General features: G+C 71.2%; 26 protein-coding genes. 10 read left to right on the top strand and 16 right to left on the bottom strand.

Features of this window, described 5'->3' with window-relative positions:
* Window positions 1-53: 53 nt before the first annotated feature.
* Window positions 54-542 (bottom strand): META domain-containing protein, encoded by a 489-nt coding sequence (locus BMX97_RS21385; protein WP_091753333.1) that lies wholly within the window; start codon window positions 540-542, stop codon window positions 54-56.
* A gap of 266 nt (window positions 543-808) precedes the next feature.
* Here BMX97_RS21385 and BMX97_RS21380 point away from each other — a divergent pair, with 266 nt between their 5' ends.
* Entirely contained in the window at window positions 809-1,102 is a 294-nt protein-coding gene (locus BMX97_RS21380) for a helix-turn-helix domain-containing protein (protein ID WP_091753279.1), read from the top strand.
* Window positions 1,103-1,135: 33 nt separating this feature from the next.
* Here the strand turns inward: BMX97_RS21380 and BMX97_RS21375 are convergent, their stop codons facing one another.
* The 5 genes from BMX97_RS21375 to BMX97_RS21355 all read right to left on the bottom strand — a co-directional run bounded on the left by BMX97_RS21375 (window position 1,136) and on the right by BMX97_RS21355 (window position 6,307).
* The gene (locus BMX97_RS21375; protein WP_091753278.1) at window positions 1,136-2,353 is read right to left on the bottom strand and encodes an NAD(P)/FAD-dependent oxidoreductase; all 1,218 of its coding nucleotides are present in this window, start codon (window positions 2,351-2,353) and stop codon (window positions 1,136-1,138) included.
* 116 nt (window positions 2,354-2,469) lie between these two features.
* Window positions 2,470-3,483 carry a zinc-dependent alcohol dehydrogenase family protein gene (locus tag BMX97_RS21370; protein ID WP_091753277.1) on the bottom strand — a complete coding sequence of 338 codons (1,014 nt, stop codon included), beginning with the start codon at window positions 3,481-3,483 and terminating at the stop codon, window positions 2,470-2,472.
* 309 nt (window positions 3,484-3,792) lie between these two features.
* Window positions 3,793-4,587 carry an ABC transporter ATP-binding protein gene (locus BMX97_RS21365; protein ID WP_091753276.1) on the bottom strand — a complete coding sequence of 265 codons (795 nt, stop codon included), beginning with the start codon at window positions 4,585-4,587 and terminating at the stop codon, window positions 3,793-3,795.
* Complete coding sequence (locus BMX97_RS21360) at window positions 4,587-5,360, bottom strand: ABC transporter permease (protein WP_091753332.1); 774 nt, start codon at window positions 5,358-5,360, stop codon at window positions 4,587-4,589. Before BMX97_RS21360 ends, BMX97_RS21365 begins: the two co-directional genes overlap by 1 nt.
* A gap of 5 nt (window positions 5,361-5,365) precedes the next feature.
* Window positions 5,366-6,307 carry an ABC transporter substrate-binding protein gene (locus BMX97_RS21355; RefSeq protein ID WP_091753275.1) on the bottom strand — a complete coding sequence of 314 codons (942 nt, stop codon included), beginning with the start codon at window positions 6,305-6,307 and terminating at the stop codon, window positions 5,366-5,368.
* A gap of 179 nt (window positions 6,308-6,486) precedes the next feature.
* Here BMX97_RS21355 and BMX97_RS21350 point away from each other — a divergent pair, with 179 nt between their 5' ends.
* A complete protein-coding gene (locus tag BMX97_RS21350) occupies window positions 6,487-7,518 on the top strand; it encodes an SDR family oxidoreductase (protein ID WP_091753274.1) in 1,032 nt (343 codons plus the stop codon).
* A 69-nt stretch (window positions 7,519-7,587) separates the two neighbouring features.
* Here BMX97_RS21350 and rnd read toward each other — a convergent pair whose 3' ends face one another.
* Complete coding sequence (gene rnd / locus BMX97_RS21345) at window positions 7,588-8,748, bottom strand: ribonuclease D (RefSeq protein ID WP_091753273.1); 1,161 nt, start codon at window positions 8,746-8,748, stop codon at window positions 7,588-7,590.
* Between the two features lie 95 nt (window positions 8,749-8,843).
* Window positions 8,844-9,284 carry a hypothetical protein gene (locus BMX97_RS21340; protein WP_244538568.1) on the bottom strand — a complete coding sequence of 147 codons (441 nt, stop codon included), beginning with the start codon at window positions 9,282-9,284 and terminating at the stop codon, window positions 8,844-8,846.
* Window positions 9,285-9,644: 360 nt separating this feature from the next.
* Here BMX97_RS21340 and aspS point away from each other — a divergent pair, with 360 nt between their 5' ends.
* Genes aspS through BMX97_RS21325 form a run of 3 tightly spaced genes read left to right on the top strand, consistent with a single transcriptional unit; the run spans window position 9,645 to window position 13,513 of the window.
* Window positions 9,645-11,459, top strand: coding sequence for an aspartate--tRNA ligase (gene aspS, locus BMX97_RS21335; RefSeq protein WP_091753272.1), 1,815 nt, complete (start codon window positions 9,645-9,647; stop codon window positions 11,457-11,459).
* 9 nt (window positions 11,460-11,468) lie between these two features.
* Window positions 11,469-12,368 carry a glycosyltransferase family 2 protein gene (locus BMX97_RS21330; protein ID WP_091753271.1) on the top strand — a complete coding sequence of 300 codons (900 nt, stop codon included), beginning with the start codon at window positions 11,469-11,471 and terminating at the stop codon, window positions 12,366-12,368.
* Window positions 12,362-13,513, top strand: coding sequence for an acyltransferase family protein (locus BMX97_RS21325; protein WP_244538567.1), 1,152 nt, complete (start codon window positions 12,362-12,364; stop codon window positions 13,511-13,513). Before BMX97_RS21330 ends, BMX97_RS21325 begins: the two co-directional genes overlap by 7 nt.
* An 11-nt stretch (window positions 13,514-13,524) precedes the next feature.
* Here the strand turns inward: BMX97_RS21325 and BMX97_RS21320 are convergent, their stop codons facing one another.
* Window positions 13,525-14,163 (bottom strand): immunity 50 family protein, encoded by a 639-nt coding sequence (locus BMX97_RS21320; protein ID WP_244538566.1) that lies wholly within the window; start codon window positions 14,161-14,163, stop codon window positions 13,525-13,527.
* Between BMX97_RS21320 and BMX97_RS21315 the strand changes: the two genes are divergently transcribed.
* The 4 genes from BMX97_RS21315 to BMX97_RS21300 all read left to right on the top strand — a co-directional run bounded on the left by BMX97_RS21315 (window position 14,157) and on the right by BMX97_RS21300 (window position 18,333).
* Window positions 14,157-14,453, top strand: coding sequence for a nucleotidyltransferase family protein (locus BMX97_RS21315; RefSeq protein WP_091753269.1), 297 nt, complete (start codon window positions 14,157-14,159; stop codon window positions 14,451-14,453). The genes BMX97_RS21320 and BMX97_RS21315 overlap by 7 nt on opposite strands.
* Complete coding sequence (locus tag BMX97_RS21310) at window positions 14,453-14,821, top strand: HepT-like ribonuclease domain-containing protein (RefSeq protein WP_091753268.1); 369 nt, start codon at window positions 14,453-14,455, stop codon at window positions 14,819-14,821. Before BMX97_RS21315 ends, BMX97_RS21310 begins: the two co-directional genes overlap by 1 nt.
* Window positions 14,822-14,911: 90 nt before the next feature.
* Window positions 14,912-17,392: an NAD-dependent DNA ligase LigA gene (ligA, locus tag BMX97_RS21305; protein WP_091753267.1), complete on the top strand. Its 2,481-nt coding sequence runs from the start codon at window positions 14,912-14,914 to the stop codon at window positions 17,390-17,392.
* 32 nt (window positions 17,393-17,424) lie between these two features.
* On the top strand, window positions 17,425-18,333 hold the full coding sequence (locus BMX97_RS21300) for a 3'-5' exonuclease (RefSeq protein WP_091753330.1): 909 nt from the start codon (window positions 17,425-17,427) through the stop codon (window positions 18,331-18,333).
* 157 nt (window positions 18,334-18,490) lie between these two features.
* Here the strand turns inward: BMX97_RS21300 and BMX97_RS21295 are convergent, their stop codons facing one another.
* The 4 genes from BMX97_RS21295 to BMX97_RS21280 form a co-directional block, all read right to left on the bottom strand.
* A complete protein-coding gene (locus BMX97_RS21295; RefSeq protein ID WP_091753266.1) occupies window positions 18,491-18,715 on the bottom strand; it encodes an AsnC family transcriptional regulator in 225 nt (74 codons plus the stop codon).
* A 185-nt stretch (window positions 18,716-18,900) separates the two neighbouring features.
* Window positions 18,901-19,113 carry a cold-shock protein gene (locus BMX97_RS21290; RefSeq protein WP_060846239.1) on the bottom strand — a complete coding sequence of 71 codons (213 nt, stop codon included), beginning with the start codon at window positions 19,111-19,113 and terminating at the stop codon, window positions 18,901-18,903.
* 226 nt (window positions 19,114-19,339) lie between these two features.
* A complete protein-coding gene (locus BMX97_RS21285; protein ID WP_091753265.1) occupies window positions 19,340-19,546 on the bottom strand; it encodes a hypothetical protein in 207 nt (68 codons plus the stop codon).
* A 27-nt stretch (window positions 19,547-19,573) separates the two neighbouring features.
* Window positions 19,574-19,945 (bottom strand): DUF6496 domain-containing protein, encoded by a 372-nt coding sequence (locus BMX97_RS21280; RefSeq protein WP_091753329.1) that lies wholly within the window; start codon window positions 19,943-19,945, stop codon window positions 19,574-19,576.
* Window positions 19,946-20,112: 167 nt separating this feature from the next.
* On the opposite strand from BMX97_RS21280, the gene BMX97_RS21275 reads away from it, so the two are divergent.
* On the top strand, window positions 20,113-20,499 hold the full coding sequence (locus BMX97_RS21275) for a hypothetical protein (RefSeq protein WP_048429110.1): 387 nt from the start codon (window positions 20,113-20,115) through the stop codon (window positions 20,497-20,499).
* Between the two features lie 70 nt (window positions 20,500-20,569).
* Here the strand turns inward: BMX97_RS21275 and BMX97_RS21270 are convergent, their stop codons facing one another.
* The 3 genes from BMX97_RS21270 to BMX97_RS34215 all read right to left on the bottom strand — a co-directional run bounded on the left by BMX97_RS21270 (window position 20,570) and on the right by BMX97_RS34215 (window position 21,752).
* Entirely contained in the window at window positions 20,570-20,788 is a 219-nt protein-coding gene (locus tag BMX97_RS21270; RefSeq protein WP_060846237.1) for a hypothetical protein, read from the bottom strand.
* A 134-nt stretch (window positions 20,789-20,922) separates the two neighbouring features.
* A complete protein-coding gene (locus tag BMX97_RS21265; RefSeq protein WP_244538565.1) occupies window positions 20,923-21,420 on the bottom strand; it encodes a gene transfer agent family protein in 498 nt (165 codons plus the stop codon).
* 203 nt (window positions 21,421-21,623) lie between these two features.
* Window positions 21,624-21,752, bottom strand: a complete 129-nt coding sequence (locus BMX97_RS34215) for a hypothetical protein (protein WP_280142810.1) — start codon at window positions 21,750-21,752, stop codon at window positions 21,624-21,626.
* Window positions 21,753-21,769: the final 17 nt, after the last annotated feature.

Raw genomic sequence — 21,769 nt, 5'->3', positions numbered from 1 at the left:
AACGGCCCCGCCGAGGGGCGGGGCCGTCGTGACATGCGGCGAAAGGATGATTCTCAGAGCGCGCGGTCGAAGCGCAGCTCGCCGGCCTGGCTCTTGATCACCAGCTGCGAGCCGACGAGGTCCCACTGGCCCGAGGTGCGCAGGGCGGTGAAGAACTGCATCTCGGAGGCGCCGACCGTCTTGTCACAGCTGCGCTTGGTCAGCGCCAGCGGGCCGACCGCGAGGTGCTGCTCCTTGAGCGGGAAGGCGGTCGCCGCGAAGGTGTTGCAGCCGCCGAAACCGCGGGCGCGGTACTGCTTGTCGATGATGAAGCTCGGCCGGTCGGCCCCGGCGAAGGGCTTGCCGTTGAGGCTGACCGCGGTCCAGGTCGAATCGAGCGGAAAGACCTTTTCCTGCGCCTTCATCGGCGGGATGTATTGCGGCTGTGCCGCCTTGTCGCGGTTCTTCTGGCCGTAGCCCATCATGTTCTGGGCCGAAGCCTGCGTGGCGGACGCCAACAGCGCGACGGCACCGGCGGCCAGCGCAACCTGCATCGCCTTCATCGCATTCCCCATTGCATTGTCATGTTGGTCGCGAACCGTAGAGAGGGCCCCGCACGCCTGCAACCCCGGCCGCCGGCGCGGATGGCCCGCATCGGCATCTTGCCGACGACTGTTGCATTTATGCGGCAAGCTTGGCGGTAATGTGGCAGGTCTCGCGAAAGCTTGCCGGTGTGGCAACGAAAGCGGGGCCGCGCCGTTAGCCAGGACGGCGCGGCGCCGATGCGCGGCGGCGCGGCAGGCCCACACCAGGCGGGGGACGAGAGTCAGTGAACGGCGGAGACGACATCACGGCGGCGCAGCTGCGCCGGGGGCGGGACCTGCTCGGCTGGTCGGAGGACGACCTGGCCCTGCGCGCCAACGTCGACGCGCAGAGCATCCGGCAGTTCGAGGCGGGCCAGTACCCGCCCTCGCCCCAGCAGCGCACCGCGATCCGCGGCGCCCTCCTCGCCGCGGGCGTGGAGCTGATCGGGGGCGCGGCCCCCGACGCCCGGCTGCGCCCGGACGACGCGCCCGACAAGGGCATCCCGCCGAGCGAGCTCACGACCGAGAACGACCGGTAGGGGCGGGGGTCCGGGGCGCCGCATCGGGGCGCCTCACCCCAGCGCCAGCGCCTTGAGGTCGAAGCCGGGATCTGCCGCCTGGTCGGGCGTCGGGCCCCGGCCGGCCTGGAGCAGGCGCCGGGCGACCATGTGGTCGGCCGGGCGGTTGAGCGATTCGACGCTCGTCAGCCGCCCGTCCCGATAGCGGAAGACCGAGACGCCCGGGCCGGGTGCCTCCCGGCGCACCGCCTCGTCCTGCGGCCGGGACAGGCCGGCGATCTGGAGCTTGAGCGGGCCCTGGTCGCTCCAGAACCACGGCACCGCCGTGAAGGCGGCGGGCCGGCCGGCGAGGCGGGCGGCGAGGCAGCGGGCGCCGTCGACGGCGTTCTGCACCGATTCGATCCGCACCCGGGCGCCGTCGGCATGCGGCGAGGGGAAGCTGGCGCAGTCGCCGATCGCCGAGATGGCGGGATCCTCGGTGGCGAGCATCGCGTCGACCGCGACCCCGTTCTCGACCCGCAGGCCTGCCGAGGCCGCCAGCGCGTCGTTGGGGATCACCCCGATGCCGACGAGAACCAGGTCGGCGGCGACCTCGCGCCCGTCCGCCAGCGCGACGGCGCGGGCGCGCTCCGGCCCGACGATGCGCGAGACCGCGCTGCCGAACAGGAACCGCACCCCGGCCGCGACGTGCGCGGCCTCGATCAGCGCCGCCATGTCGGCGGAGACCGCCCGGGCGAGGGGACGGTCCAGCCCCTCGATCACCGTGACGGCGATCCCGGCCTGGGCGCAGACCGCCGCGAATTCGAGCCCGATGAAGCCCGCCCCCACCACCGCGACCGCACTCGCCCCGGCGAGCGCCGCCTTGAGGGCGTCGGCCTCCGCGAGCGTGCGCAGCTGGTGGACACCGGGCAGGTCGGCGCCCGGAACCGGCAGCGGGCGGTTGCGCGCACCCGCCGCCAGGACGAGGTGGTCGTAGGGCAGGGTCTCGCCCGAGGCGAGGAGGAGGAGGCGGCCGGCGCGGTCGATGGCCGCCGCCCGCTCGCCGCCGCGCACGCTCAGCCGGTGCTCGGCGAAGTAGGCCTCCGGCCGCAGCGACAGGCCGGCCGCGTCGGTCTTGCCGAGCATGTAGGCCTTCGACAGGGGCGGGCGGCCGTAGGGCAGGCCCGGCTCGTCGCCGACCAGGGTCACCGGGCCGGCATAGCCGTTCTCCCGCAGGGAGGCCCCGAGCTGAAAGCCGGCCTGGCCGGTGCCGACCACCACGATTCCGTTCATGACAAGCCCATATCCCGGATGCCGCAGCGCCGTCGAGCGCGGGAATGCGCGGCCGGGGGTACGGCCGGGCGCCGCAGGCCCTTATGAGACGCCCAGGACTACCAGGCGACGCAAGACTACCAGGCGACGCAGAGCTTGCCGAAATGGCTCCCGCTCTCCTGGTGGCGGAAGGCCTCGGGCAGTTCCGCGAAGGCGTAGGTGCGATCGATCACCGGGCGGATCCCGGTCCGGTCGAGGGCCGCGACGTAGTCCTGCTGCTGGCGCCGGCTGCCGACGATCAGACCCTGAAGCCGGGCCTGCTTGGCCATCAGCGCGGAGGTCGGCACCTCGCCGGCCCGCCCGGTGAGCACGCCGATCAGCGCGATGTGGCCGCCGACCCGGACCGCCTCGATCGACTGCGCCAGGGTCCCGGGCCCGCCGACCTCGACGACGTGGTCGACGCCGACACCCCCGGTCCAGTCGCGCACCTGGCGGCCCCAGTCGGGATGGGTGCGGTAGTTGATCGTGTGGTCGGCGCCGAGCGCCCGCACCCGCTCGAGCTTGGCGTCGGAGGAGGAGGTGACGATCACCGCCGCCCCCATCGCCTTGGCGATCTGGAGCGCGGCGATCGAGACGCCGCCGGTGCCGAGCGCCAGCACCGTGTCGCCGGCCTTGATCCCACCGTCGCCGACGAGCGCCCGCCAGGCCGTGAGCCCCGCGGTGGTGATGGTGGCGGATTCCGCAAAGCTCCAGCCGCGGGGCGCCTGCGTGAAGGCGCCGACGGGACGGACTGCGTGGGTCAGCGCGAAACCGTCGACGCCGTCGCCCGGCACGCGAGCGAAGTTGCCGACCGGCGCCTGCGGCAGCCCGTCGGTCCAATGCGGGAAGAAGCAGGAGACGACCCGATCGCCCGGGGCGAAGTCGGTGACGCCCGCACCGACCGCCTCGACGGTGCCGGCCCCGTCCGACATCAGGATGCGGCCGTCCTCGGCCGGCGAGCGCCCGCTCGCCACGATCAGGTCGTGGAAGTTGAGCGAGGTCGCCCGGATCGCGACCCGGACCTCGCCGGGGCCGGGCTGGCCGGGATCGGGCCGCTCGGCGATCTCCAGACGGTCGAGGCCGCCGGGTTGTCGGACGACGAAGGCCTTCATGCTGTCCTCCTGACCGATCGCCGCCGCGGGGGCGGGACCTGGGTTCGAGCCAGGGACAGTTAGTTCATGGGACCGGGGATTCGAGCGGGGGGCAGCGGATTTCGCGATGCCTGAACCCCATCTGCGACCTCATTCTGAGGTGCGACCAACGGGAGCCTCGAAGGAGGGCTCCAGGAATCGGAGAGGCCTCTGGAGCCTTCCTTCGAGGTCAATCGATCTTCGATCGCGTGCGATCTTCGATCGCCAACACCTCAGGATGAGGTCGCGGGTTAGAGGAACGGAGGCCGAAACGAATCGCCGAAAATGTCCTCAATGCGCCGTCGCCGCCAGCACCGCCTCGGCCCGGATCTCCTCGGTGAGCTGCGCCTTCAGCCGCGAGAAGTCGGGACTGGTCTTGAGGGTGTAGTGACGCGGATGGCCGAGATCGACCGGGACGTCGGCCTTGATCCGCCCGGGCCGGGCCGTCATCACGATCACCCGCGAGGCCATGAAGATCGCCTCCTCGATGTCGTGGGTGACGAAGATCACGGTCTTGCGCTCGCGCTCCCAGATGCCGAGCAGCAGTTCCTGCATCAGCCCGCGGGTCTGGTTGTCGAGCGCCCCGAAGGGCTCGTCGAGGAGCAGGATGGCGGGGTCGTTGGCGAGCGCCCGGGCGATGGCGGTGCGCTGCTGCATGCCGCCGGAAAGCTGCTTGGGGTAATGCCCCTCGAAGCCGCGCAAGCCCACCTTGTCGATGTAGGCCGCGACGATCTCGCGGCGCTGAGCCACCGGCACCCCGCGCTCGCGCAGGCCGAAGCCGATATTCTCCGCGATCGTGAGCCAGGGAAACAGGGTGTAGGACTGGAACACCATGCCCCGGTCGGGGCCGGGCCCGCGGACCTCGCGGCCCGCGACCAGGACGCGGCCGGCGCTCGGCCGGTCGAGCCCGGCGATGATGCGCAGGAGCGTCGACTTCCCGCATCCCGAGGGCCCCAGGATGGTGATGAAGTCGTTCTTGGCGACGGTGAGGTCCGTGGGGGAGAGGGCCTGGACGGGCTTCCCGCCGCGGTGGCCGGGAAAGACCCGCGCCACGCCCTCGACCGCGACCTCGACGGTGTCCCGCATCAGGCGAGCTTCCAGGGAAACAGGAGCCGGTTGGCCGCCTTGAACAGGAAGTCCGAGACGAGGCCGATCAGCCCGATGACGATGATGCCGAAGATGATCTGGCCGGTGGCGAGCAGGGCCTGGCTCTCGATGATCATGTGGCCGATGCCCGAGGACGAGCCGATCAGCTCGGCGACGATGACGTAGGTCCAGGCCCAGCCGAGCACGAGGCGCAGGATCTCGGCGATCTCCGGGGCGGTCGCCGGGATGAGCACCCGGCGGATGATGCCGGCGTCGCTGGCCCCGAGCGTGTAGGCCGCCTCGACGAGGTCGCGCCGGACCTGGCCGACCGCCACCGCGATCATCAGGATCAGCTGGAACACCGAGCCGATGAAGATGACGAGCAGCTTCTGCGTCTCGCCGATGCCGGCCCACAGGATCAGGAGCGGCACGAAGGCGGAGGCCGGCAGGTAGCGGGCGAAGGAGACGAAGGGCTCGAAGAACGCCTCGACCGGCTTGTAGGCCCCCATCATCACGCCGAGCGGCACCGCGATCAGGGAGGCGAGCAGGAAGCCGCCGACCACCCGGTACACCGTGATGCCGATATCCGACAGGAAGTCGAACCGGGTCAGCAGCAGCCAGCCGTCCTGCACCATGGTGATGGGGTCGGCCAGGAAGGTCCTGGGCACCAGCCCGCCGAGCGTCGCGGCGGCCCAGGCCGCCACGAACAGCACGAAGAAGCTCAGGCCCAGAACGACCTTCGCCGGGCCGCCGACCGGCTGCAGCGGGCGCAAGCCGTTCACTGCACGAAGCGCGGATCGGCGAGGGCGGCGATGTCGGGCTTCTGCCGGATCACGCCGATCTCGAGCAGCAGGTCGGCCGCCTGCTCGGAGAACTTCTGGATCTCGCCGGCGAAGAACGCCTTGTTGGCGGCGCGGTCCTGCCAGCGCAGGAACTGGGCGGACTTGCCGAAGGCCTCGCCGGTCTGCTTCACGTCGGCGCCCATGATCTCGTAGGATTTTTGCGGATCCTTGGCGATCATGTCGAGCGCCTCGAAGTAGCTGTCGGCGAGCGCCTTGGCGGCCTTCGGGTTCTGGTCGAGGAACTCGGGCGTGCAGCCGAATGTGTCCATCACCATCGGGTAGTCGAGGGTGGTGGCGATGATCTTGCCCGATTGCGGCGCGGCGCGGACCGACGAGAGGTAGGGCTCGTAGGTCATCGCGGCGTCGTTCTGGCCGGCGATGAACGCTTGCGCGGCCGGGCCCGGCTCCAGGTTGACGACCTTCACGTCCTTGAGCGACAGGCCGTTGGCCTTGAGGATCCAGGCCAGCCCGAAATACGGCGCCGTGCCGGGCACCGAGGCGGCGACCGTCTTGCCCTTCAGGTCCTTGACCGCCGCGACGTCGTTGCGCACGGCCAGCCCGTCGGCGCCGTAGGACTTGTCGAGCTGGAAGATCTGCTTCGTCGGCACGCCGTTGGCGTTCCACACCACCCAGGTCTCGACCGTGGTGGCGGCGCATTGCACGTCGCCGGAGCGGATGGCGAGGTGGCGGCTCGCCTGCGGGATCTTCTTGAGCGAGACGTCGAGGCCGTTCTTCTTGAAGATGCCGGCTTCCTTGGCGAGCGTCAGGGGAGCGAAACCCGTCCAGCCCGACAGGCCGACGGTCACCTTCGTCTCCTGGGCGAGCGCCGGCCACGCCAGCGCGACCGCTCCCAGCAAACCTGCCGCAACCGCCTTCATCGTCCCCTCCCGCGCCTTCCGGTCGGGCCCGTCGTACCGGCGCCCGGCCCATGTGTATAGACATGATAGCGGGCAGCCCGCCCGCCGATCCGGCACGTCCCCGTCGTCCCGAAATCCCTGCACCCGAACGCGCCCGAGCGCGTTGTCGGGGCTGACGCAGGATCATCGGGAGCAATCGGATGAGCGGAACAACGCGCCCCACCGTCGTGGTGACCGGCGGCAGCGCCGGGGTCGGGCGCGCCGTGGCGGTGGCCTTCGGGCGCCGGGGCTGGAACGTCGGCATCGTCGCGCGGGGACGGGCCGGGATCGCGGCGGCGGTCGCGGAGGTCGAGGCGGCGGGCGGCCGGGCGCTCGGCTACCGGGCCGACGTCGCCGACCCGAAGGCGGTGGAGCGGGCGGCGGATGCCTTCGCGGAGGAGTTCGGCGGCATCGACGTCTGGGTCAACAACGCCATGGTGACGGTCTACGCCGAGGTCGAGCAGATGACCGCGGAGGAGTTCCAGCGCGTCACCGACGTCACCTATCTCGGCCAGGTCCACGGCACGCTGGCGGCGCTGCGCCACATGAAGGCCTCGGACCGGGGGACCATCGTGCATGTCGGCTCGGCGCTCGCCTACCGGTCGATCCCGCTGCAATCGGCCTATTGCGCCGCCAAGGCGGCGGTGCGCGGCTTCGTCGACAGCCTGCGCACCGAGTTGCTGCATCACCGCAGCCGCATCCGCCTGACGATGGTGCAGCTGCCGGCGGTGAACACGCCGCAATTCGACTGGGCCCGCTCGCGCCTGCCGCGCAAGCTCGAGCCGGTGCCGCCGATCTTCCAGCCGGAGGCGATCGCCGAGGAGATCGTGCGGGCCGCCCACGACGCGCCGCGGGAACTCTGGATCGGCACCCCGTCCTGGCTCGCGATCTTCGGCGCGCAGGCCGCACCGGCCTTCACCGACCATTACCTCGCCCGCCACGGCTACCGGGGCGAGATGACGTCGCAGGCGGCGCGGCGGGGCGGGCCCGACAACCTGTTCGAGCCGGTCGACGCCAAGCGCGACCACGGCGCCCACGGCCGGTTCGACGCGCAAGCCAAGGACCGGGTCGTCGCCGCCGACCCGATGTGGCTGCATATCGGCCTGATCGCGGCGGCGGGGCTGATCGGCGGGACGGCACTGGCGGCGGCGCGGCGCAGCGGCCGGCGGGAGCCCCGCATCGCCGGCCACTGAGGCCGCGACGGGGCAAGGAGGGGCCTCGCGGAACCGGCGTCGCCACCGGTCCCCGCGAGGGCCCCGCTCTCAGGCCTCGGGCAGTTCGCGCACCACGACGCGGCCGCCCTCGGCCGACAGGGCCAGGCGGCCGGCCTTGAGGGCCAGCGCCTTCTCGCCGAACAGGCCGCGGCGCCAGCCGTGCAGCACCGGCACGTCGGCGGCGCCGTCTTCGGCCAGGGCCTCGAGGTCGTCCACGGTGGCGATGATCTTGGGCGCGACGCGCTCCTCCTCGCAGACCGCCTTGAGCAGCACCTTGAGGAGCTCGACCAGCGCGCCGTTGCCGCCGCTGCGGGCGCGGCCGCGCTCGGGGGTCGGCACCGAGGCGGGATCGCGCGACAGGCCGCGCTCGACGGCGGCCAGGATGTCGGTGCCGGTGCGCGAGCGCTCGAACCCGGCGGGGATCGTGCGCAGGCGCCCCAGCGCCTCGACGCTGCGGGGCGCAGAGGTGGCGATGTCGATCACCGCCTCGTCCTTCAGGATGCGCCCGCGCGGCACGTTGCGGGTCTGCGCCTCGCGCTCGCGCCAGGCCGCCACCTCCATCAGCACCGCGATCTCGCGGGCCTTGCGCATCCGCGAGCTCAGGCGCTTCCAGGCATGCTCCGGGTCGGCCCGGTAGGTGTCGGGGGAGGTGAGGACCGCCATCTCCTCGTCGAGCCAGGCGCCGCGGTCGGTGTCGAGCAGCTCGCGCGCCAGCACCTCGTAGACCTTGATCAGGTGGGTCACGTCCGAGAGCGCGTAGCTCAGCTGCGCGTCCGAGAGCGGCCGGCGCGACCAGTCGGTGAAGCGCGACGACTTGTCGATCTTCGCCTTGGCGACGTCGTTGACGAGCTGCTCGTAGGAGACCGAGTCGCCGTAGCCGCATACCATCGCGGCGACCTGCGTGTCGAAGAAGGGCTGCGGCAGGAGCCCGCCGAGCAGCCAGATGATCTCGAGGTCCTGGCGGGCCGAGTGGAAGACCTTCAGCACGCTCTCGTCGCCCATCAGCGCGAAGAACGGCGCGAGGTCGATGTCGGGCGCCAGCGGGTCGACGAGCGCGGTCGATCCGTCCGGTGCCGCGATCTGGATCAGGCACAGCTTCGGATAGTAGGTCGTCTCGCGCATGAACTCCGTGTCGACGGTCACGAAGGGTTGCGTGGCAAAGCGCGAGCAGACCGAGGCGAGGTCTTCCGTCGAAGTAATCAGCTTCATGGGTCCGGCTATAGCGGAGCCTGCCGCCCAGCGCGAGACGCCGCGAGACGCCGGCACCGTGGGTTATGGGGATTGGGCGCCGCGGACAGCGAAAATCACGCGGCGCGGGCTTTCCCGCCGGGGCGATCCGCCTTGGGCCGAGCCGCCTCGGGCAGGGTCTTCCGGCGCAGGGCCGCCGCGCGGGCGCGCCGCGCCGCTTCCGCCCGACGGGTGAGCCAGTCGAGGATGTTGTGCTCGACCTGCTCGCCGGTGTCCCGGTCGGTCAGGCGGTGGATGCGGTCGGCGCGAAAGCCCCGGTAGCCGTCCCGGTCCCGGTCGGTACCGCAGACCAGCACCCGGCCGGGACCGATCTTGAGTTCGCGCGCCTGGAGCCGGCGCACGCTCCAGGCGCCGTTGCCGTCCTCGTAGACGAGCTCGAACCGGCCCTCGATCGGCAGGACCCGCCAGGCGCCGTCCTGGCGTTCGACGAACGCAGACTGGCGTTCGGTGAACGCGGGCCGTCGTTCGTGGATGGCGTCGCGGTGGTCGACGGGCATGGCGTGGGCCTCCGGTGGCTGGGTCCGGGTCGCCGCGGGCGTGCCCGGGGGCGGATCCGGTCGGGTGTCGAGCGACGGGTCGAGCGAGGGGTCGGGGCGAGGCTCGCAGGAGCCGAAAAAGGCGTTCTGATCCATGGGGATAATATAATTGTTCGTCTTTTGTTCCACAAGTTCCGGGAGGTGTCCGGCGAGGCCCCGCGCTTGACTTCGCTCCCCCCTTCGCGAATGGGTGCCGCACACTCTGGCGTGCGGGCGGACTACCCGCGCGCCCGGCCTGCCAGCCCGGTCGAGACGGCCGAGATCCTGGCAAGGGTCCCGGCAAGACATCTGGCAAGAATTCTGGACAGCGAAGACACGCCCATGCACCGCTATCGTTCCCATACCTGCGGGGCGCTCCGCCCGTCCGACGTCGGCGCGACCGTCCGCCTCTCCGGCTGGTGCCACCGCGTCCGCGACCATGGCGGCGTGCTGTTCATCGACCTGCGCGACCATTACGGGATCACGCAATGCGTGATCGATCCCGATTCCGCGGCCTTCAAGGCGGCGGAAGCCGTGCGCTCGGAGTGGGTGATCCGCATCGACGGGCGGGTGCGCCAGCGCCCCGCCGGCACCGAGAACGCGGAACTGCCGACCGGCGCGGTCGAGGTCTACATCACCGACCTCGAGGTGCTGGGCGCCGCCGCCGAACTGCCGATGCCGGTCTTCGGCGACCAGGAATACCCCGAGGAGACGCGGCTCAAGTACCGCTTCCTCGACCTGCGCCGCGAGAAGCTGCACGCCAACATCATGCGCCGCGGCGCGATCATCGACTCGCTGCGCCGGCGGATGCGCGAGGGCGGGTTCTTCGAGTTCCAGACCCCGATCCTCACCGCGTCCTCGCCGGAGGGCGCGCGCGACTTCCTGGTGCCGTCGCGCCTGCATCCGGGCAAGTTCTACGCCCTGCCGCAGGCCCCGCAGCAGTTCAAGCAGCTGACGATGATCGCCGGCTTCGACCGGTACTTCCAGATCGCGCCGTGCTTCCGCGACGAGGACGCCCGCGCCGACCGCTCGCCGGGCGAGTTCTACCAGCTCGACATCGAGATGAGCTTCGTCACCCAGGAAGACGTCTTCCAGGCGGTGGAGCCGGTCCTGCGCTCGGTGTTCGAGGAATTCGCCGAGGGCAAGCGCGTCTCGCCGAGCTTCGTGCGCATCCCCTACGCCGAGGCGATGCTGAAATACGGCGTCGACAAGCCGGACCTGCGCAACCCGCTCGTCATCGCCGACGTGACGGACGAGTTCCTGCGCGAGGACGTGACTTTCAACGCGTTCAAGAACGCCATCAAGGCCGGCGGCGTGGTCCGCGCCGTGCCGGCCCCCGGCGCCGCGTCGCAGCCGCGCTCGTTCTTCGACAAGCTCAACGACTGGGCCCGCTCCGAGGGCGCGCCCGGCCTCGGCTACATCGTGTTCGAGGAGGAGGGCGGGACGCTCACCGGCCGCGGGCCGATCGCTAAGTTCGTGCCGGCGGAGGCGCAGGCCGCCATCGCCGCCAAGGCCGGGCTCAAGGCCGGCGACGCGGTGTTCTTCTCCGCCGGGCCCGAGGCCAAGGCGGCGGGACTTGCCGGCAAGGCCCGCATCCGCGTCGGCGACGAACTGGCCCTGTCCGACAAGGACCAGTTCGCGTTCTGCTGGATCACCGACTTCCCGATGTACGAGTGGAACGAGGACGAGAAGCGGGTCGACTTCTCGCACAACCCGTTCTCCATGCCGAACTTCGACCACGACGCCTTCATGGCGCTCGATCCCGCCGACCACGCCACGATCCTCGGCATCAAGGCGTTCCAGTACGACATCGTCTGCAACGGCATCGAGCTGTCGTCGGGCGCGATCCGCAACCACCGTCCCGAGGTGATGGAGAAGGCCTTCGGCCTCGCCGGCTACCCCAAGGAGGTGCTGGAGGAGAAGTTCGGCGGCATGCTGAACGCGCTCAAGCTCGGCGCTCCCCCGCACGGCGGCATCGCGCCGGGTGTCGACCGCATCGTGATGCTGCTCTGCAACGAGCCGAACATCCGCGAGGTCGTGCTCTTCCCGATGAACCAGCGCGCCGAGGACCTGATGATGGGCGCGCCCTCCGAGGTCGGGCTCAAGCAGCTGCGCGAGCTGCACATCCGCCTCAACCTGCCGCAGAAGCAGGGCTGATCGGAGCCGGTGCCCGGTCTCGTCGCGGTCGTCGTCGCGCATGACAGTGCCGGCGTGTTGCCGGCCTGCCTCGCGGCGCTCGCCCGCGAGCACGTCCCGGCGCTCGTCGTCGACAACGCGAGCCGCGACGGCTCGGCGGACCTCGCCGCCACGTTGGGCGCGCGGGTCCTGCGGCTGCCCCGCAACGAGGGCTACGGCCGGGCCAACAATGCCGGCATCTGGGCGGCGGGACGCGCCGAGTACGCGCTGATCGTCAACCCGGACGTCGAGCTCCAGCCGGGCAGCGCCGACGCGCTGCTCGCGGCGGCCGAGGCCTACCCGGATGCCGGACTGTTCGCCCCCCGCATCGTCGAGCCGGATGGGCGCTTCTTCTTCCAGCCGCGCTCGCTGCTCGCGCCCTACCTCACCAACCCGGGCGGTCGGCTCCATCCGCCGGAGGGCGATGCCTGCGCGCCGTTCCTGTCGGGCGCCTGCCTGATGGTGCGCCGCGACCTCTTCCTGTCGCTCGGCGGGTTCGATCCGAACATCTTCCTGTTCTACGAGGACGACGACCTCTGCCGGCGCATCGCCGATGCGGGCCGGGCGCTCGTCCACGTCCACGGCGCGGTGGCGCTTCACGGCCGCGGCGCGTCGAGCGCCTCGGTGCCCGGCCGGGTGCGCCGCTCGCGCTGGCACCAGGCCTGGTCGCGCGCTTACGTCTCGCGCAAGTACGGCCTGCCCGACCCCACGGGGGCGATGCTGGCGAAGAACGGCGTGAAGGCGCTGCTCGCCGCGCTCGCCTTCCGCCGCTCCGGGATCGAGCGCTACGGCGGCTCGGTCGCCGGTGCCTGGGCGGCCCGCAACGGCCGCTCCGCGCTGGCGCAGGAGGGCCTGACGGAAACGCCGCCGCAGGAGGCCGCGCCGTGGTGACGGTCGCGGCCGGCTTGGCCAAGCCGCACAACGCCTTCGGGGCGGTGCGCCTGGCGCTCGCGCTCCTCGTCGTGGTCTCGCACGGCTTCAGCGTCACCACCGGCGCCGTCCTCGACGAGCCGCTGGCGCGCCTGACCGGCTACACGCTCGGCGAGCACGCGGTGAACGGCTTCTTCGCCGTCTCGGGCTTCCTCGTCACCATGAGCCTGATGCGCCGCGGCCCGCGCGACTACGTCGTCGCCCGGGCCTTGCGCATCGCCCCCGGGCTCGTGGCGGCGACGCTCGCCGTCTCGCTCGGTCTCGGCAGCCTGATGACGACCCTGCCGCTCTCCGCCTACTGGGCCGATCCAGGCCTGTGGCGGTTCGTCCAGGGCACGCTCACCACCTTCAAGAGCAACGCCGCCCTGCCGGGCGTCTTTTCGGAGAATCCCTTCCGCTTCCCGATGGGGACGGTCTGGACGCTCAAGTACGAGGTGCTGTGCTATCTCGGCCTCCTGGCGGCGGGGCTCCTCGGGACGCTGCGCCGGCGCTGGCTCTGCCCGCTGCTGATCGCCGGCCTCGCGGTGGCACTGGCTTTGGCCGGGATGCGGGCGGGCGAGATGCCGAAGGGCCTCGAGACCTCGTTGCGGCTGCCGCTGATCTTCGCCACCGGCGCGGCGCTCTTCCTCTACGCCGACCGGGCCCGCCTGAGCTGGCCGCTGGCGCTGGCGGGCCTCGCCCTGGCGGCGCTCCTGCACGGGACCGCCCTCTACCCGCCGGCGCTGTTCCTCGCCGAGGCCTACGCGGTGCTCTGCCTCGGCCTCGTCCCCCCGGTGCGCCACCCGGCCCTCGACCCGCGGGCGGACCTCTCCTACGGCACCTATCTCTACGGCTGGCCGGTGCAGCAGGCCCTGCACGCGCTGATGCCCGCCGCCTCGGCCTGGGCGCTGCTCGGGCCGTCGCTGGTCCTCACCCTCGCGGTGGCGGCCCTGTCCTGGCACGTCGTCGAGCGGCCGGCGCTGGGATGGAAGGCGCGGCTGATCGGGACGCGCGTGGCGGCGGAAGCGGCCGTAGCATTCCGGCCCCCAGGGGGCCGCGATGCGAAGGGAGACACACCTCATCCGCGGCCGGTCGCTACCGGCACCACATACGGGGAGGATGGATGATCGCGCGGGATTCAGCCTTGCGGCTTGCCCGGTTGCACGGTGATGGATAGCGTGCGCGCACGGATGAACCCGCTCAAGCCGTAGCAAGGTAGAAGCTCGATCTCGAAATCTTGCGGCAGCGGGGGGAGCGAGAGATGCTCCCGGCGTTCCGGACGATGGAGTGCCCGCCGCAAGATCAGGCCGTAAATCACGTTCTGATGATTGAAGCCCTCGATCTGTAGATCGACGACTTCATCGAAGCGAAAAATTACGATCGCGTGTCGATCGAGAGCGATAGAGCCGTTTTCAGTGATCTCGTTCGTCATGATCCAACCGTGAATTTTCAGCTCACTCTGCCCATCGCGACGCAGATCGAGACTGAGAATTTCGGCATCGTGGAAGGCCGGCACTTCACCGAACCACTGCAGAAGCTCCGTACCGCCGGGGATCTCTCGGTAGATTGCGTGATCGTCTGCCATGAGCGCAACTCCCGACAAGGGCCGACGGTCCACGACGCACCGACGGGTAGCAACCTCGGCGACCGTACCGGCGATTTCGCCATGAACCCAATCAATGGTTCCGCCCGCTACCCGCAGCAGGGAACCTTCGCCTGTGGAGACGTCGGCGGTGGCGTCGCGCCGGTTCGCGCGATACCCTGCGCGCCATGACACGCGGCGACGCCATCTCCCGGCTCCGGGCCCATGCCGACAGCGTGCGGGCGATGGGGGCCACGTCCCTGTTCCTGTTCGGATCGACGGTCCGGGACGACGCCCGACCCGACAGCGACCTCGACCTGTTCATCGACTACGATCCCGAGAGCCGCTTCAACGGCTTCGATCTCGTCGGCATCAAGCTCTTCCTCGAAGACCGGCTCGGGACCGCGATCGACGTGACCACCCGCGACGGCCTGCATCCGCGCCTGAGGGATCGGATCGAGCGATCGGCGGTCCGGGTCTTCTGATGGCGCCGCGCGAGTTCCGCCACGCTCTCGACGACATGCTTGCCGCAATCGACGGCATTCTCCGTGCGACGGCAGGCAAGACCCTCGCGGATTACACCGGGGATTGGCTGCTCAAGCACGGCGTCCAGCGCGGCATCGAGATCGTCTCCGAGGCCAGCCGCGCGGTTCCAGACGACATCCAGATGCTGCGGCCGGACGTCCCGTGGCGCAAGATCCGCGGCATCGGCAACGTGCTGCGGCACGAATACCACAGCCTGTCCGATCGTATCATCTGGGGCATCGTCGTCGACGAGCTTCCATCTCTGCGGGAGGCCGTCGCGTTCCTGTTGTTGTACTCGAGTCGCGGTGACGGGCCGGGCGCTCCGTGAAGCCCCCTCTCTGCCGGGACAAGACGCAGGATCTGCATAACCCTCATCCTGTATCACACGCCGCAATCGTTGATTCGCGTAAGAGCGTCCATGCCCCCCACCCGCGACCCCGCCCTCGACGACCTCGACCCCAGGAGCGCGCAGAGCCTCCACGCCGCCCTCTCGGCGGAGATCGCGGAGCACGACCGGCGCTATCACGGCGACGATGCGCCGACGATCCCGGATGCCGAGTACGACGCCCTGCGCCGCCGGCTCGAGAGCATCGAGGCGCGCTTCCCCGATCTCGCCGGCACCGGCGAGGCCTCGGCCAGCGTCGGCGCCAAGGCGTCGGACAAGTTCGCCAAGGTGCGCCACGCGGTGCCGATGCTGTCCCTCGGCAACGCCTTCTCGGACGAGGAGATCGGCGACTTCGTCGAGCGGGTGCGCCGCTTCCTCGGTCTCTTGGGCGGGGAGCCCGTCGCCTTCACGGCCGAGCCGAAGATCGACGGCCTGTCCCTGTCGCTGCGCTACGAGAACGGGCGCCTCGTCACCGCGGCGACGCGCGGCGACGGCGAGGTGGGCGAGGATGTGACCGCCAACGTGCGGACGATCGAGGAGATTCCGGAAGGGCTGGTCGGCGCGGACTGGCCGGAGGTGTGCGAGGTGCGCGGCGAGGTCTACCTGTCGCATGCGGACTTCGCCGGCATCAACGCGCGCCAGGAGGCGGCCGGCAAGCCGCTCTTCGCCAACCCGCGCAACGCCGCCGCGGGCTCCCTGCGCCAGCTCGATTCCAGCATCACCGCCTCGCGGCCCCTGCGCTTCTTCGCCTACGCGGCCGGCGAGATGTCGGACCAGCCGGCCGACAGCCAGTTCGAGATGATCGAGGCGTTCCGCGCCTGGGGCCTGCCCGTCAACCCGCTGACGGTGCTGTGCGCCGACGCGGCCGCGATGCTGGCGCATTACCGGACGATCGAGGCGCGGCGCGCCGATCTCGGCTACGACATCGACGGCGTCGTCTACAAGGTCGACGACTTCGCGCTCCAGCGCCGCCTCGGCTTCGTCGCCCGCGCCCCGCGCTGGGCGCTCGCCCACAAGTTCCCGGCCCAGCGCGCCACCACCGTGGTCGAGGCGATCGACATCAATGTCGGGCGCACCGGCTCGCTCAACCCGCTGGCGCGCCTGACGCCGGTCACGGTCGGCGGCGTCGTGGTGTCGAACGCCACGCTCCACAACGAGGATTACGTCCACGGGGTCGATGCCGACGGAGCGCCGATCCGCAGCGGCGTGGCGATCTGGCAGGGCCAGACCCTGCGGGCCGATCTCGACCTCGCGCAGGGCTCCGACGTGCGCGTCGGCGACACCGTGGTGGTCTTGCGCGCCGGCGACGTGATCCCGAAGGTCGCCGACGTGGTGCTGGAGCGCCGCCCCGCGGAGGCCGTGCCCTACCGCTTCCCCGAGACCTGCCCGGCCTGCGGCAGCCACGCGGTGCGCGGCCTCAACCCGCGCACCGGCAAGCTCGACGCGGTGCGCCGCTGCACCGGCGGCCTGATCTGCCCGGCGCAAGGCCAGGAGCGGCTCAAGCACTTCGTGTCGCGCAACGCCTTCGACATCGAGGGCTTCGGCGAGACCTACATCGAGACCCTGTTCGAGGCCGGCCTGGTGCGTCAGCCCGCCGACCTGTTCCGCCTGGACTTCGAGCCCCTGAAGGCCGCCGTGGTGGCGCGCCGCCAGGCGCTCTCGGCCGAGCGCGCCGCGGCCGCCGGCAAGGAGGTCAAGAAGGCGGCAAAGAAGAAGGACGACGAGGACAAGGCGATCAAGAACCTGCTCGCCGGGGTCGAGGCGCGGAGAAAAATCCCGCTCAACCGGTTCGTCTTCGCGCTCGGCATCGAGCAGGTCGGCGAGGCGACCGCCAAGGCGCTGGCCAAGCATTTCTCCGACATGCCGGCCCTGATGGCGGGTGTGGCGGCGGCGGCCGCCTGCCAGCCCGGACCGGACTGGATCGCGCTCGCGAGCCTCGACCGGGTCGGCGCCACCACCCGCGACCGGCTGCTCGCAGCCGCCGCCGACTCGCCCGACGCGGACCTCCTGGCCGGCGGCGCGGTGGCGCGCCTGTCGACGCCGCAGCGCGCCGCCCTGGTCGAGGCCTACGGCGATGCGGCGGGCGTGCGCGCGGCGGTGGAACGGGCGATCGCCCAGGTCCCCGGCGACGCCTACCGGGCGCTGGCCGACGACGGCGAGGTCGGCGCGGTGACCACCGCCTCGCTGATCCAGTTCTTCTCGGAGGCGCACAACGTCGCGGCGGTCGAGGCCCTGCTCGCCGAGGTCGAGACCGAGCGGGCGGCCCCGGCGGCGCAAGGAGCGGCCTTCGCCGGCAAGACCGTGGTGTTCACCGGCACCCTGGAGAAGATGACCCGCAGCGAGGCCAAGGCGACGGCCGAGCGGCTAGGCGCCAAGGTCTCGGGCTCGGTCTCGGCCAAGACCGACCTGGTGGTGGCGGGGCCGGGCGCCGGCAGCAAGCTCAAGGATGCCGAGAAGCACGGCGTGAAGGTCGTCTCGGAGGACGAGTGGCTGACGATGGTCGCCTCCGCCTGAAATTCGGCGTCTTCGCCGGGGAGAGCGCGGGGATGAGCTTTTCCCGCACCCTCGCGATCGACTTCGAGACCGCCAACGAGCGCCGCGACAGCCCCTGCGCGGTCGGCCTCGCCTGGATCGAGGACGGCCGGGTGGTGCGGCGGGAATCGCGGCTGATCCGCCCGGCGGAGATGCGCTTCTCGCCCGGCAACATCCGGGTCCACGGCATCCGGCCGCGGGACGTGGAGCGGGCGCCGTCCTTCCCGGAAGCGATGGCGCCGTTCCTGCCGGAGATCGCCGGCAGCCTGGTGCTCGCCCACAATGCGAGCTTCGACGTCGGGGTGCTGGCGGCGACCCTGCGGGCCTACGGCCTGGCGCAGCCGGCCTATACCTCGCTCTGCACGGTCCAACTCGCCCGCCGGCACTGGCCGGGCGAGGGCGGACGGGGGCAGGGCACCTACCGGCTCTCGTCGCTCGCCGCGCGGGTCGGCGTGACGTTTCGCCACCACGATGCCGGCGAGGACGCCTATGCCTGCGCCGAGATCGCGCTCGCGGTGATGCGGGAGGCCGGCGCGCCCGACGTCGCGAGCCTCGCCCGCCGCCTCGGCCTCACCCGCGAGCGGGCCGGGGAGGGCGCGCGTGCGCCGGACGGCCTCGCGGCCCGCGCCCTGCGGGGCATCGCGGCCCCGAGTGCGACCCAGGATGCGGGCCGCGCCGCGGCGCCGCGCCAGGCCCGCGCGCCGCTGCTGCATTTCGTCGTCCGGGGCAGCAGCGGCACGCCCTACGACGTGCGGCTGGTCGAGGGCCGCGACGGCCCGCGGCTGCGCTGTTCCTGCGCCGGGGCGCGGTTCCGGCCGGATTGCCGGCACGTCCGGGCGCTCGCCGCCGGCGAGATCGACGCGCTCCTGTCGGACAATCCGGGGGACGTGGCGCAGCTCGCCGGGCTGCTGCGGGTGGGGTGAGGGATCGGACGCTCGTCCGCCCGTCCCGGCCGCCGCGATGTCCGCCCCGGGCCGAGCATGACGAAAACGACGGTCCAGACATGACAAAGGCGGGTCCGCGCTCGCGCGCGGCCCGCCTCGTACGATTGACGGCGGTCTGTGACGACCCGCGCGGCCCTCAGTGGGCTTCGCGCACGGCCACGGCACTCGGCGTCAGGCCGAACCGCTCGGCGAGATGCCAACGCAGCTCGCGGGACGAGTGGTATCCGTAGCTCTTGTCGATCAGGTGGCTCACATCGGTGGAGCCGCCATCGCCGAAGCGATTGATCTGGTCGACATGGAAAGTGGGGCCGTCGTTGAAAACGGTGGGCGCGCCGTCGCGCCGGGTGAACTCGAACAACATGGATGTCTTTTCTTCTATCTTTTCGGCGCTCCGCGCGGGAGCGACTGTGCGTGGCGGGCGGCCAGGGGGCCGCCGGCGGAGCGTAACCTGAGCCCGCAAGCTCATAACGCTCCAGTGCGGCCTGGGTTCCGTAACCTTAACGGAATTAGCGTTAAGATCACGTTAACCCGGGCCGGGGGCCGCCTTTAGGCGACCTGCAGGTTCACGGCAGACATCTTGCTGCTGTCGCGACGGTCGGCCTGCAGCTCGTAGGAGACCTTCTGGCCCTCGACGAGGCCGCGCAGGCCAGCCCGCTCCACCGCGGAGATGTGGACGAAAACGTCCTTGCCGCCATCATCCGGCTGGATGAAGCCGAAGCCCTTCTGGTCGTTGAACCACTTAACAGTACCAGTATTCACGCGGTCGTCCTCGTCTCGTTAGAAGCCGCAACGCTCTGCCCTCGCGTGAGAGCATGACGGTGCGACAGCGCCAATTGTCCGGGTGGGAGCTTCGATGGCCGGGGCCCACTGGGTCCCGGCCGGGCACGATGCCCGAGGCCGCCCGCCCGTTGCCGCTGGACCCCATGTAGGGGTGCAGTCTGTCCGGAACAAGGCAGGGCGGCCGCGACAACGCGCACCCCGCGTGTCAGCGGTTGGTGCGCCCGCGCTGGTTGGGGTCGACGCCGCCCTGGGGCGTGGTGTCGTTGGCGACGTCGCCCTCGTCGGTGTTGGCCCCGGCGAGATCCTCGGGATCGCCGCCGGACATGGTCATCCCCTTGGACGCACCGATGCCGGGATTGCCCTTCAGGTCGGCGTCGGTCGGGGTCGTGGTCTTCGGCTGCTTCGAGGTCATGCACGAACTCCTGTCGGAAGAACGCGCCTAACGGTTGAGCGCCCGCTCGAGTTCGCCGCGGGTCATGCGCGAGCGGCCCTTGATGTCGCGGCGCTTCGCCTCGTCGTAGAGCGCGGCGCGGGTCGCCTGGGACCGCGTGTCGCGCTCCTTGGACCGGGTGCGGAGAAAATTCGTGCGGTTGCCGGACGGGCTCTCCCGGTTCGACGCGCCGGCCTCCCGCAGCGCGATGGCGACGGCCTGGCGCCGGTCGGTGACCGGCTCGCCGTCGCCGCGCGCCAGCTCGCCTTCCTTGAACTCGTGCATCACCCGGGCGATCGTGCCCTTCTGGGCGTCCGTCGTCTTGTGTGGGCTGGCCTTGCGTGGGCTGACCTTGCCTGAAGTGATCTTGCGTGCGGCCATGGTCGTCATCCGCTCGTTTCGGGCGTCCGGCGCCCCGTTCCGGCGGATCAACGCCGCGGATCCGGCGTCGTTTCGCGCGATGCAGGCCGGCCCTGCGCGCGATTCCCTGTCGCGTCGGGCGGAGCGCTCCCATATACGGGCGACAATTCTACGGTGTCGGACTGTCAATGGCGGGTATCTCGGTTTCCCTCGAAGGCTCGAACATCCAGCTCTCGTTCCAGAAGGACGACCAATCGACCGCGGTCATCATGGATGCCAGCGCGGCCCGCGCCCTCGTGCGCGCGGTGGGTCAGCTCCTCACGGTGATGCACGAGCCGGACGAGGCCGAGATGGACGACCTCGGCGAGGACGAGGCCGCGATGCTCGACGTGACCTCGCCGGCGATCGAGGTCGGCACCGACGAGCAGGGCCAGGCGGTGGTGGCGCTCCAGGCGGGCGGCCTTCCGCCGTTCCAGCTCCGCCTCACCGACGAGGAGGCGCGCCACGTCGCGACCTCTCTCAACGAGATCCTGAACGCCCCGCGCGACGTGCGCAGCTCGCATGGCGGGCACTGACGCCGCCGCGCGAGGGAGACGGGACGACGCAGTGACGAAAAAGGGCGCCCGACGGGCGCCCTTCGTGTTTTCAGAACCGCGTGCCGGGATTGCTCGGCCCGCCCGGGAGATAGTCGGGCTCGGAGCCCGGCCCGGTCGGATCGGTGATGCCCGGATCGTTGACCGGGTAGGGCGAGCGCGGCCCGGTCGGGCCGGTATCCGGCAGATCGTCGGGGGTAATCGGCGGCGGGATATCGCCCGGAATCCCACCGGGAACCGGCTCGTGGCCGGGCAGGCCTGGATTGGCCATGGTCGTTCCTCCTGTCCGTCTGGGCATGCGGGTCAACCGGCCCGGGCAGGCGGGGTTCCGCGGCGGCAGAGGGCGGGGACGGGGACCGGAACCGGCCAGGGCAAGGGCGTCGACCGCCCGGGGCGTCAGCCCCATCATGCCGCCGGCGCGGTACCAGACGGAGAGGTCGCCGGGGCGTCGCTCCTCCCCTCCGTCACCCCGTTTCCCTCCGGCTCCACCCCGGCCACCGCGGCCGAGAGCAGGTCGGCGGCGAGCTGCAGGTGGGTGGCGAGCGGCTGCTGGTCGAAGTTGAAGCGCATCAGCGCCTCGGCCCCGGCCAGGTCTTCGCCGCCGCCGATCAGCCCGAGGCGGATCGTCTCGCGCAGGTCGGCGGCGTAGAAGCGGTGGCTGGCGAGCCTGAGCTGGATCTCGCCGATGCCGGCGGTGCAGATGCGCTCCAGCTCGCCGATGCAGCCGAGGGTAAGTTGCAGCTTGCGGTGCCGCCCGCCGAAGGCGGCGTAGACGGCGGTGCGGGAGGTGTCGGGCGCCATCAGCTCCGCCGTCCAGGCGAGGGGCCCTTCGCCGCGCAGCTGGCCGCTGAACTTCACCACGCCGTTGTCCTGCGAGGAGAGCTTCAGGTTCTCGAACCACACCGCGCCGTCCCAGCGCCCGCCGCCGGCGGCCGCGACCTTGGCGACCAGGACCTGGGTGTAGGTCGGCGGTCGCGCCGGCCTGGAGGATGCGGAAGCCCTTGGCGTCGGCGATGTCGGAGAACGAGGTGTTCCAGGCCCGGGCCCTGAGGAAGGAGCGGCGGCTCGGCACCTGGTCGGGGGCGTCAGTCTCCGGCACGGTGGCGTCATCGAACTCGTCGACCCGCTCGATCTCCTTGGTGGTGATCATCGCCACGAAGTCGGGGGGTGTCGGCGGCGGAGTCCTTGAGCAGGACGCGCAGGTCCTTGCCGCCGAAGGGGACGGTCTGGGTCATCGGGTTCGCTCCGGTGA

The sequence above is a fragment of the Methylobacterium sp. ap11 genome (genome assembly GCF_900110515.1).
Lineage (GTDB): Bacteria > Pseudomonadota > Alphaproteobacteria > Rhizobiales > Beijerinckiaceae > Methylobacterium > Methylobacterium ajmalii.
This window is presented reverse-complemented; position numbering and strand designations above follow the sequence as displayed.

Excerpts from the sequence above, each read along its gene's own strand:
- BMX97_RS21385 (WP_091753333.1), bottom strand. The coding sequence starts at position 542 with ATGAAGGCGATGCAGGTTGCGCTGGCCGCCGGTGCCGTCGCGCTGTTG.
- BMX97_RS21375 (WP_091753278.1), bottom strand. The coding sequence starts at position 2,353 with ATGAACGGAATCGTGGTGGTCGGCACCGGCCAGGCCGGCTTTCAGCTC.
- BMX97_RS21370 (WP_091753277.1), bottom strand. The coding sequence starts at position 3,483 with ATGAAGGCCTTCGTCGTCCGACAACCCGGCGGCCTCGACCGTCTGGAG.
- BMX97_RS21365 (WP_091753276.1), bottom strand. The coding sequence starts at position 4,587 with ATGCGGGACACCGTCGAGGTCGCGGTCGAGGGCGTGGCGCGGGTCTTT.
- BMX97_RS21355 (WP_091753275.1), bottom strand. The coding sequence starts at position 6,307 with ATGAAGGCGGTTGCGGCAGGTTTGCTGGGAGCGGTCGCGCTGGCGTGG.
- BMX97_RS21350 (WP_091753274.1), top strand. The coding sequence starts at position 6,487 with ATGAGCGGAACAACGCGCCCCACCGTCGTGGTGACCGGCGGCAGCGCC.
- rnd (WP_091753273.1), bottom strand. The coding sequence starts at position 8,748 with ATGAAGCTGATTACTTCGACGGAAGACCTCGCCTCGGTCTGCTCGCGC.
- BMX97_RS21340 (WP_244538568.1), bottom strand. The coding sequence starts at position 9,284 with ATGCCCGTCGACCACCGCGACGCCATCCACGAACGACGGCCCGCGTTC.
- aspS (WP_091753272.1), top strand. The coding sequence starts at position 9,645 with ATGCACCGCTATCGTTCCCATACCTGCGGGGCGCTCCGCCCGTCCGAC.
- BMX97_RS21315 (WP_091753269.1), top strand. The coding sequence starts at position 14,157 with ATGACACGCGGCGACGCCATCTCCCGGCTCCGGGCCCATGCCGACAGC.
- BMX97_RS21310 (WP_091753268.1), top strand. The coding sequence starts at position 14,453 with ATGGCGCCGCGCGAGTTCCGCCACGCTCTCGACGACATGCTTGCCGCA.
- ligA (WP_091753267.1), top strand. The coding sequence starts at position 14,912 with ATGCCCCCCACCCGCGACCCCGCCCTCGACGACCTCGACCCCAGGAGC.
- BMX97_RS21300 (WP_091753330.1), top strand. The coding sequence starts at position 17,425 with ATGAGCTTTTCCCGCACCCTCGCGATCGACTTCGAGACCGCCAACGAG.
- BMX97_RS21295 (WP_091753266.1), bottom strand. The coding sequence starts at position 18,715 with ATGTTGTTCGAGTTCACCCGGCGCGACGGCGCGCCCACCGTTTTCAAC.
- BMX97_RS21285 (WP_091753265.1), bottom strand. The coding sequence starts at position 19,546 with ATGACCTCGAAGCAGCCGAAGACCACGACCCCGACCGACGCCGACCTG.
- BMX97_RS21280 (WP_091753329.1), bottom strand. The coding sequence starts at position 19,945 with ATGGCCGCACGCAAGATCACTTCAGGCAAGGTCAGCCCACGCAAGGCC.
- BMX97_RS21275 (WP_048429110.1), top strand. The coding sequence starts at position 20,113 with ATGGCGGGTATCTCGGTTTCCCTCGAAGGCTCGAACATCCAGCTCTCG.
- BMX97_RS21270 (WP_060846237.1), bottom strand. The coding sequence starts at position 20,788 with ATGGCCAATCCAGGCCTGCCCGGCCACGAGCCGGTTCCCGGTGGGATT.
- BMX97_RS34215 (WP_280142810.1), bottom strand. The coding sequence starts at position 21,752 with ATGACCCAGACCGTCCCCTTCGGCGGCAAGGACCTGCGCGTCCTGCTC.